Origin of the sequence: Paraburkholderia sp. C35, from assembly GCF_003121405.1 — a bacterium.
Classification (GTDB): domain Bacteria; phylum Pseudomonadota; class Gammaproteobacteria; order Burkholderiales; family Burkholderiaceae; genus Paraburkholderia.
The window spans coordinates 39,054-48,491 of record NZ_QBUY01000064.1 but is presented as its reverse complement, the minus strand read 5'-3'; the positions used below and the strand labels follow the sequence as shown (position 1 = coordinate 48,491).

The 9,438-nt window shown below is 62.5% G+C and carries 9 protein-coding genes; all 9 read right to left on the bottom strand.

The features are described 5' to 3' along the window. Positions 1–217 precede the first annotated feature (217 nt). The 9 genes from DK391_RS29030 to DK391_RS28990 all read right to left on the bottom strand — a co-directional run bounded on the left by DK391_RS29030 (position 218) and on the right by DK391_RS28990 (position 9,392). On the bottom strand, positions 218–1,216 hold the full coding sequence (locus DK391_RS29030) for an iron-siderophore ABC transporter substrate-binding protein (RefSeq protein WP_109481450.1): 999 nt from the start codon (positions 1,214–1,216) through the stop codon (positions 218–220). Beyond that, positions 1,213–2,022, bottom strand: coding sequence for a siderophore-iron reductase FhuF (fhuF, locus tag DK391_RS29025; protein WP_109481449.1), 810 nt, complete (start codon positions 2,020–2,022; stop codon positions 1,213–1,215). Before fhuF ends, DK391_RS29030 begins: the two co-directional genes overlap by 4 nt. 2 nt (positions 2,023–2,024) lie before the next feature. Beyond that, positions 2,025–4,151, bottom strand: coding sequence for a Fe(3+)-hydroxamate ABC transporter permease FhuB (fhuB, locus tag DK391_RS29020; protein WP_109481448.1), 2,127 nt, complete (start codon positions 4,149–4,151; stop codon positions 2,025–2,027). Then, positions 4,148–4,990, bottom strand: a complete 843-nt coding sequence (locus tag DK391_RS29015) for an ABC transporter ATP-binding protein (protein ID WP_109481447.1) — start codon at positions 4,988–4,990, stop codon at positions 4,148–4,150. The genes fhuB and DK391_RS29015 overlap by 4 nt, the downstream gene beginning before the upstream one ends. A gap of 4 nt (positions 4,991–4,994) precedes the next feature. Beyond that, complete coding sequence (locus DK391_RS29010) at positions 4,995–6,020, bottom strand: TauD/TfdA family dioxygenase (RefSeq protein ID WP_109481446.1); 1,026 nt, start codon at positions 6,018–6,020, stop codon at positions 4,995–4,997. Positions 6,021–6,152: 132 nt separating this feature from the next. Then, positions 6,153–6,386, bottom strand: a complete 234-nt coding sequence (locus DK391_RS29005) for an MbtH family NRPS accessory protein (protein ID WP_109481445.1) — start codon at positions 6,384–6,386, stop codon at positions 6,153–6,155. Positions 6,387–6,441: 55 nt separating this feature from the next. Continuing rightward, positions 6,442–7,170, bottom strand: coding sequence for an RNA polymerase factor sigma-70 (locus tag DK391_RS29000; protein WP_109481444.1), 729 nt, complete (start codon positions 7,168–7,170; stop codon positions 6,442–6,444). A 124-nt stretch (positions 7,171–7,294) separates the two neighbouring features. After that, positions 7,295–7,990, bottom strand: a complete 696-nt coding sequence (locus tag DK391_RS28995; RefSeq protein ID WP_109481443.1) for a 4'-phosphopantetheinyl transferase superfamily protein — start codon at positions 7,988–7,990, stop codon at positions 7,295–7,297. Positions 7,991–8,060: 70 nt separating this feature from the next. Then, positions 8,061–9,392, bottom strand: coding sequence for an MFS transporter (locus DK391_RS28990; protein ID WP_109481442.1), 1,332 nt, complete (start codon positions 9,390–9,392; stop codon positions 8,061–8,063). Between the last annotated feature and the right edge of the window lie 46 nt (positions 9,393–9,438).

The window sequence follows — 9,438 nt, the reverse complement described above, 5'->3', positions numbered from 1 at the left end:
CAAGCCTTCATGGAAAACTGCAAGAAACAGGGCATCGAAATTAACCCCGCTGTTGCACTTGGTCTTTGAAACCGCCCCTACTTTTCTTTGCCGCGGCAAAGAAAAGTAGGTGCCGCCCCGCACAGGGGCAACCCAGGCAGACCACTAACAAATCGCGGATGCCAGCAAAACCAAAAGCGAAAGCGAAAGCAACAACAACAACAACAACAACACCAACTCACCTCACCTTCAAATGCGCCGCAGGCACCCTCAACATCCCCTCAGTCAAAGCATGCGACAACTTCAACGCCGACATCGGCCCACCAAACCCCCAAACATTACGCTCGACCAGCGTCACACGCCCATCACGCCGAGCAGGCACAAACCTCCAAACCGGCGAATCAAGCTTCGCATCGAGCTTAACCTCAGGCCCAGTCGCACTCGTCAGCAACACACTCGTCTGCGGCCGCTTGAGCAGGTCCTCCGACGTCACGTAAGTGGTCCCCTCGCGCGTCGGCTTCGCAGGCCACAGCGTCAATCCTAGTTTCGCCGCCACCCCACCCGCCATGCTGTTCCCCGTGTACGCCCAATAACGATCCGGCAAACCCAACTCCTGCAACAGCGCAAAATCGGCATGCGCACGCCCAGCATCAGCAAGACGCTTCGCATCGCGTGCCAAACCCTCATCGAGTTGACGTTCGACGGCTTGCGCCTGCGCCGCGCGGTCCGTCATGCAGCCGATCGTATCGAAGATCCGCCGTGCCCAATCCAGTTGCGTCGCCTGCGCGCCATCGAGCTTCATATCAGGGCTAAACTGGAACAGCACGGTCGGCGCAATGGATTGCAACGCAGAAAAGATCGGCGCATGCCGAAATCCAACACCAATGATCAGATCCGGCTTGAGCGCCGCAATCGCTTCGAGGCTCGGCTCTTGACGCGTGCCGACATCAGGCACCGATTGCATGCGCTCGACACCATAGCCGATCCATGACGGGTAATACGCAGTATCGACCATACCCACAGGCGTAATATCCAGCGACAGCAACGCTTCAGCAAACAGAAATTCGAGCACCACGATGCGCTTCGGATGCGCAGGCAACGTGGCACTCGCCTGCGTCACAGTCGGGTTCGCCGACAGCGGCGTGCAAGCGATTGCAGACGTCGCATCTGCCGCATGCGCCACGCAGGCCAACGCAAACGACATCGCACACACAGTCGCCCGCAACACCCGCTTCATCGTATCGCCTCCTGTCGCGCAAGCTCTTCGTCGCTCATCGTCAGTAGTAACGGACAGCTTGCACACAGTTGATCTTCTCCGGGTATTTCATAGCGAACACAGCACACACGACGCGCGCGAAATGGTGCGGGCAACAGCGGCGAACGCGGTGTCACGTCGCGCACGGGTGCACGCAGCGGATTGGGTTCATCGCGACCAAATAACTCACGCGATTCGAACAGCCATGCAGCGTCGCTGCCCGCAACAGGCATCGACGCGCACAGCTCGAACAAGCTGTCGAGCAGGTTGCCAACGTTGCTCCATAAAACGCGCGGCGCGATCTTCGTCATGCTCGCGAGCATATCGATCACGCCACGCAGATGCTCGTCGACCAGCGACGCATATCGGATCGCGGCTTCTTCTTGCGCTTCGCCCAGCGCATCGTGCGGCAAATACAGCGCTTCAGGCATGCCGTCGCGCAGCAGCAGCACACAGCGTTCAGGCGCCATGTCGAGCGGCCTTTGCAACGCAAGCGCTGCCACCAGCGCCGCGGGCACTGCAAGCCGGAAATAGTATTTGCTCCACTGCGACAACAGCGCGCGCGCATGCCGTTCCGCATCGCCGCCGTAGCGCAAGGTCATTGCATCGAGTATCGCTTCGCGCTGCGCCGCGAGTTGTGTCAGTGGCACACGGACCTGCGCGCCATCATTGGCGTGCAGCGTATCGGCAGGTGTGCCGAGCCATACGCCCTCGACATACGCAGTGAACGGCGTGCCCGCAACAAGCGTAGCAAATGATGTGGCGGCAGGTGTTGCAGCGAAAGACATCGTCACCGCCCGCGCCCGCGCTCGCGCCTTGCCTGCACGATCAGCAACGCGAGCAGATACGGCGCGCCGATCAGCGCGGTCAGCACGCCCGCAGGAATCTCGCGCGGAGCGAGCAAGGTGCGCGCGCCGATATCGGCGGCAGCGAGAATGATGGCACCACACGTTGCGGCCAGCCACAGTCTCACGCGATGCGCCCGCGCGCCGAGCAACGCAGCAAGATGCGGCGCCATCAATCCGACAAAGCCAATCGGCCCGACGGCCGCCACCGCTGCGCACGCTGCGATGGTCGCCACCGTCAACGCGAGCGGACGCAGCAGCGCAACGGGCAAGCCCAGCGACGCCGCCTGATCGTCGCCGAGCGCAAGCAGATCGAGCGGGCGCGCGAGCAGCACGAACGCAGGCAACGCGAGCGCGCACCAAGGCAACAGCGCAAGCACGTCGCTCCAGCTGCGCCCATACGTTCCACCCACCAGCCACACGACGAAGCGAGCAGGTTGCACGCTTTCCTGCACGATCACCCACTGCGCAAGCGTAGTCCACAGCGTGCCGACCACCAGGCCCGTCAACGCCACGGCGAGTGGCGCATAACGCATGCGCCGATTCAACGCGAGAATGGCGACGAGCGTCACGCCACCCCCGATCATCGACGACACTGCAATCGTCGCGTGCGCAGCGAGCGGCCAGAACAGCAACGCTATGAGCGTGGCAAGCGACGCGCCCTGGGTCACGCCCAGCACCTCCGGCCCCGCAAGCGGATTGCGCACGACGCTTTGCATCAGCACGCCGCTGGCAGCAAGCATCGCACCGGCAAGCAACGCACACACGACGCGCGGCACACGCAGATCGAACAGCATCCGCGCGACGCTGTCGTCGCCCTGCAAGGCAGCGAGCCAGCGCGGCGCAGCGAGCGTCGTCGCGCCGAGCGTGCCCGCCATATAGATCGCTATCGCGACGACGGCAGCAATGATCACGCCGATACCAATTGGCGAAAGCCCTGTCACCCACGTTGCGAAACGGCTGCGTGCGGCTTGCGCGGGTGCATCGGCGGATTGCGTGAGCGCCGTCGTCCACGCGCCGCCGTGGCGGATCATCGCGAGCATCAGTGGCGTGCCGACCACGGCGATGGCCACGCCTGTCGACAAGGTTCCATCCAGATCGAGCGCGAGCACGGCACTGTCGGTCGCCAGCACGAGTAATGCACCCACCAGCGCGGATAGCGGCGCAAGCGCTGCAAGTCGCGTCGAGCGCGAGCCGCGCAGATGGCGCAGCAGATTCGGCGCAATCAGCCCGACATACGACATCGGCCCCGCGATGCTCACGGCAACGCTCGCGAAGCCAATCGCCACGAGCAATGCGTAAAAGCGCGCGGCATCCACGCGCACACCGACGGCCAGCGCAGCATCGTCGCCGAGTGCAAGCGGATCGAGCGGACGCACGACGAAGGGCATTGCCGCGAGCGGCAACATCATCCACAGCATCGCGGTCACGAGTCCGTCGGCGCCCGGCTGATAGAGGCTGCCGCTCGCCCACAGCGCGACACCCGCGATGCTCTGCTCGAAGAACGCGAGTGTCAGTGTGGAAATCGCCGAGAACAGCAGCGTGCAGACGCTGCCTGCGAGCACCATGCGCAGCGGCGTCGCGCGCCAGCCGCCCGCGGCGGCCGCGACGCATACGGCAGCGAGCAGGCCGCAGCCAAACAGCAACGGCACAGAAGCACTGCCCGCCAGCGCTGGAATCAGCATCGCGGCAAGGAGGCCAAGCTGCGCGCCGCCCGTGATGCCGAGCAGATCCGGCGACGCCAGCGGATTGCGCGTCAACGCCTGAAACAGCGCGCCCGACACACCAAGGCACCCGCCCGCCACGATTGCGGCCAGCACGCGCGGCACATGCAGGTTGAACAGCAACACATGCGCGAGCGCCTGTTCGTCGCTGTCATGTCCGGCGTTCGATGTGACTGCATGCAGCAGCATCGAAAGATCGGGACCGACGCGCAACGCTGCGATGACGGCGATCATCGCGAGCAGGCCCGCCGTCAACACGCCGACACGGCTGTGCTGTGCTTCGCGCCAGCGCGGCAACGCACGCGCCTGCGTGCGCTGCATACGTTTTCGTGCAGCAAGCGTGGTCATGCGGCGAGGCCTTTATCGTCGGATGCACTCGCCAGTTCGTCGCCGTCGGGATGCGCGGGCACGCACATCGGCGCACCCGTCTGTGGATGCGCAATGCGCAGCATCGGCACGCCGAACGTCGCTTCGAGATGTTGCGGATCGATGATCGCATCGGGCGTGCCCTGCGCGATGATGCCGCCCGCGCGCATCAGCACGATTTCGTCGCTGTATGCGGCTGCCTGATTCAGATCGTGCAGCACCCACACGATAGTCAGCCCTCGCTCGCGATTCAGCCTGCGCAGTTCGCTCAGAATGTCGAGTTGATGATGAATGTCGAGATACGTGGTCGGCTCGTCGAGCAACACGATGGGCGCGCGTTGTGCGAGGGCCATCGCGATCCATGCGCGTTGCCGCTCGCCGCCCGAGAGCGCGGCGACATCGCGCGCGGCGTCGTCGGCAATGCCGCTGGCGGCGAGCGCATCGTCGATCGCCTCATGGTCTGCTTTCGACAAGCCACGCATCCAGCCACCGTGTGCATAGCGTCCATACGCTACCAGTTCGCGCACGGACAGCCCGGCCGGAATCTGGTTGAACTGCGACAGCATCGTCAGAGTACGCGCAAAATCGCGCCGCTTGTATGACGCGAGCGGCTTGCCCGCCACCTTCACCTCGCCTGCCAGCGCAGGCTGCAAACCGGCCAGCGCGCGCAGCAGCGTGCTCTTGCCGCAGCCATTGGGACCGCATAGCGCAGTCACGCGGTTCGCGCGGATGTCGATGTCGAGTGAATCGATGACGACGTGATCGCGATACCCCACTCTCAGCGCACGCGCCGACAGTGCCATATTCGAACTGCTTTTCATGTCGTCATGTAGCGGTGGCAAATGTTCTCGGCGCTTGCGCATTAGACGGAACGCTGTAGCTTTCGGCCATTGCGACAACCACCTTGCGTGGACCTTCGAACGGATCGCGTGCATGCGCGGTCAGCATGTTGTCGAGCATCAGCACGTCGCCGCCCATCCACGGAAACACGATGCGCTGCTGATCGAGAACGACGCGAATCTCCGCGAGCACTTCCGCTTCGAGCGGCTTGCCGTCGCCGTAATACACGTTGCGCGGCACGTTTTCGATTCCGACAGCATCGACGAGCGCTTCCTGCATATCTTCTTCAAGCGACGACAGGTGGAACAGATGCGCCTGGTTGAACCACACGCGGTCGCCCGTGCGCGGATGGACCGCAACCGCCTGACACAGCTCGCGCGTGCGCAGCAGCGGTTCGCCGTCATCGTCCTCGCGCCATTCGCAATCGATGCCACGCGCCGCGCACATCGCATCGACAGCACGCGGATCGTCGGTGCCGAATGCCTGCTGCCATGGCAGATCGAGTCCTTGTCCAAAGTTGCGCACGTACAGCAGTTCGCGTTTCGTAAAGCGTTCGATCAAAGCCGGATCGAGCGCGCGATAAATCGCGCGGCTGTCGGCAATCGGCGTCGCGCCGCCGGAACGCGCGGCGAGCGCGCAATGAAACCAGATGCGCATCGGCCATTCGCGCGTGTACGCCTGCTCGTTGTGCAGCGGAATCGAGCGATGCGGCGGATATTCCGTCGACGTATACACGGCGCCTTCCACCTGGCTGCGCGGCGTCGACGCAAACTCATAGCCGATCAGCGGCGAACCGAACGATGCGGCGAACTGCTGGAACGTGTCGATCGAAGGCACAGCGAAGCCTGTGAACAGCACGCCGCCAGCGCGCTCGATGCAGTTGTTCGCGATGTCGCGCAGCAACGGTGCGGCGGCGTCGAGCGTGAACGATTGGTCGGCACGCGGTGAGACGATGGTCGGCAGGCCGGGTTCGATGCGCAGATCGGCGAGGGTCGGGAGAGAGGCTGTCATGACGTGTCCTCAATGGCAGGCCACGCAGAGCACGCATCGAACGTGCATCGGCGTGGCGCGAAGAACGGTCTCGCGCGGCGCTCTCTTCGCGCGCGAGAATCTTTGCTGCAGTGTGCTTCTGCTGGAAGCCGCTCAGCGGGTTGTTACCGCTGTGTCCATATGACGGCGCAGGCTCGCGGGACGCATGTCGGTCCACACGGTTTCAATGTGTTCGAGACACGCGGCCTTTGCGCCGCGCACGCCGACTTCACGCCAGCCCGCGGGCACCTCGCGGAAAGTCGGCCAGATCGAATACTGCTCTTCGTCGTTGATGACGACCGTGTATTGAACGTCGTCCTGCGTGTCTTGATGCGTGTTCTGGGTCATATCGTGTGTGCCTGCGTATCGAATGCGTTGCGTTTGAACGTTTGCCTGCGAGAAATCACAAGGCTGTCATCTGCTTGACGTTCGACGCGCCGCTTTTTTTACTGCGACCCGCTGTCTTCGTCGCCGTCTTCATGTATGCAACGTTTTTCGCACCCGCATGCACGCAGTCCGCGCAATGCTTCGCGGCGTCGCGCACCATGAAGTGCACCAGCGTCTGCGACACGTTCAGCGCGCGCGCCGTTTCCTGCAAGGTCTCCTCGCGCAAACGCACGCGCTCGAAAGCGCTGCGCGTGCGCTCGGGCAATTGCGCGAGCGCGTCGAAGGCGTGGCGCAACGTATCGCGCGTCACGAGTGCGGACTCGGGCGTCGGTTCGGGCGACGGCACGTCAAGTCCATCTTCCTCACACGCATGCCATGTGTTTTCGAGCGACTGGCGGCGGCAGGCATCGATCGATGCATTGCGCACCATGCGCGCCACGTACGCCAGCGGCTGCCGCACGTCGTCCTGATTCGAAAAGCCGGTGAGCTTGATGAAGACGTCATGCACCACATCTTCAGCACGGCTCGAGCAGCCGACGAACGAACGTGCAAGCTGGATCAGCGAGCGGCGGTTCTCGATCAGCACGTCGAGCAGCAGGCCTTCGCATGTGCGCGCGCCAGCAGCCGTGTGTGCGCCTTGAAGCGCGACGGCCGGCTCGCAGTCGATATCGTCCAGTGCGCCTTGCGTGAACGCCGCCGCATTGCGGTCGATCCGTGCCGCAAAACTCGCCATTGATTCAGCCATCGACTCGTCTCCATGTCGCTATCGATCAGATGGAAGCGAATCTAACGTAAACGCGAATCATTCTCAATCATAAATCCGGCTATTCTTATTATTTTTTGGTGACTTTTATGCTTGACGAATCGTTTCAGATCGAATCGCGCGACCAGGCGATGCATGCCGCATAGCCTTGTGGGGCTTGGGTCCAGGCTGCATCGAGACTCTGGACGGCTGGCGGGCGGGACGCGTGAGGTACGTGTTCAAGGACGCCGCGCGGAAGGACGGTTAGTTGCGTCAGGTGCTCTGAAATGCCGACACCGGCCGCCTTCAGCAACGCCTCTTTTGCGACCCAGGCATCGAAAAACGCGTGCTGCGAATTCGCCGCGTCGAGGCCTTTCAGCCATTCGATTTCCGCTTTGCTCAGTGTCGATCTTGCGACCGAACGCCAGTCGAAATCGCGCGAGCGCGTTTCGATGTCCACGCCGACGCGACGCCGATGAGATAACGCAATCAGACCATGCGCGCCCGAGTGGGACACATTGAAATCGATGGGAACCGACGGCGAGATCATGTGCGGACGGCCCGCTTCATCGGCGGCGATGCCGACGTCTCTGGCGGCAACACCTGTCGCTTCGGATAACACCGCGCGCAGCACCGCACGCATGCTTGCATACCGTATCGCGTCCTGATGACGATGAAAACGGCCAGCCCGCGCGCGCTCGTCGACAGATAACGTATCGAACGCGGGCGCATCTAGCGGCCAGTCGAAAACGAAATCGACCCGCCACAACGCGATGTCAGGCGGGCCGGCATGTTGCACAGGAAAACGATCGGTGGAATTCATCACGGTTCGAAACGCTCGGATAACGTCATGCTACGTGAGCGTTGACGAACGAGGCCCGCAATTCTTTACCTCACGATGCAACCCGTTGCTTCGGCACGCCGCGCATCAGCGCAATGCCGCTCATGAACAGCAGAGCCGTCAGCAGATACAGCGCATTGTCCATGCTGCCCGTGTGCGTCTTGATCATGCCGATCACCCACGGGCTGACAATGCCGCTCGTGATGCCGATACTGCTGATCAACCCGATGCCCGCCGCAGCCGCCTTGCCCGACAGATAACCGGACGGCACGGTCCAGAAGATCGGCAGCGCGGCGAAGATCAGCACGGCTGCGACAGAGAGAATGCCGAGCATCGCGGCAAAGCTGCTCAGATGCAGTGTCAACAGCGACAGCGCGATGCCACCGCCAATCGTGCATGCGGCGAAGTGCTTGCGCCGCTCGCCATGCCGATCCGAATGACGCGCAATCAGAATCAGCCCGACTGCGCCGATTGCGTTCGGAATCACCGTGTACAGGCTGATCCACAGCACATCGTGCACACCGAAATCGCGAATCATCAACGGCATCCAGAAGTTGAGCGTCAACGATGCACACGTCAGCGAGAAGTAGATGAACGCGAACAGATAGACACGCGGGTTACCCAACGCGTCCATGAATGCACGCGATGAATGCGAGCTTGCGGGACGTTGCTCGGCATCGCGTTGCGCGATCAGATGGGCCTTTTCCTGCTGCGTGAGCCACGTCGCATGCTGCGGACCATCGACCAGCCAGAAGGCCGCGAGCAGACCCAGCACCACAGCGGGCGCACCTTCGATCGCGAACATCCATTGCCAGCCGTACAGGCCCATCACGCCCGCCATATCGCGCATGATCCAGCCCGAAACGAGACCGCCCAGCACGCCCGCCACCGCAACGCCTGCGAAGAAAATCGACAGGATCACGGCACGACGCCGCGCCGGATACCAGTACGTCAGATACAGCACGATGCCAGGAAAGAACCCTGCTTCGAACACGCCGAGCATGAAACGCAGCAGATAAAAATGCGAGGCCTGCGACACAAACATCATGCACACAGAGGCCGCGCCCCACAGCAGCATGATGCGCGTGAACGTGCGGCGCGCGCCAAAACGTGCCAGCAGCATGTTGCTCGGCACTTCGCACAACACGTACCCGATATAGAACACAGCCGCGCCGAGTCCGTACATTGCATCGCTGAAGCCGAGATCGTGCTTCATCTGCAACTGCGCGAAGCCGATGTTGATGCGATCGAGAAACGAAATGACGTAGCAGAGAAACAGAAAGGGCACGATGCGCAGCGTGACCTTGCGATACAGCGCGGTGTCGTCCTGATACACGGCGGTGGGTTCGCCGGGCTCATAGGCATGCGTGATTGACTGACTCATCAAGATCTCCAGGCAATGCGGGTCCATCGGACCCATTGGGGTCCGG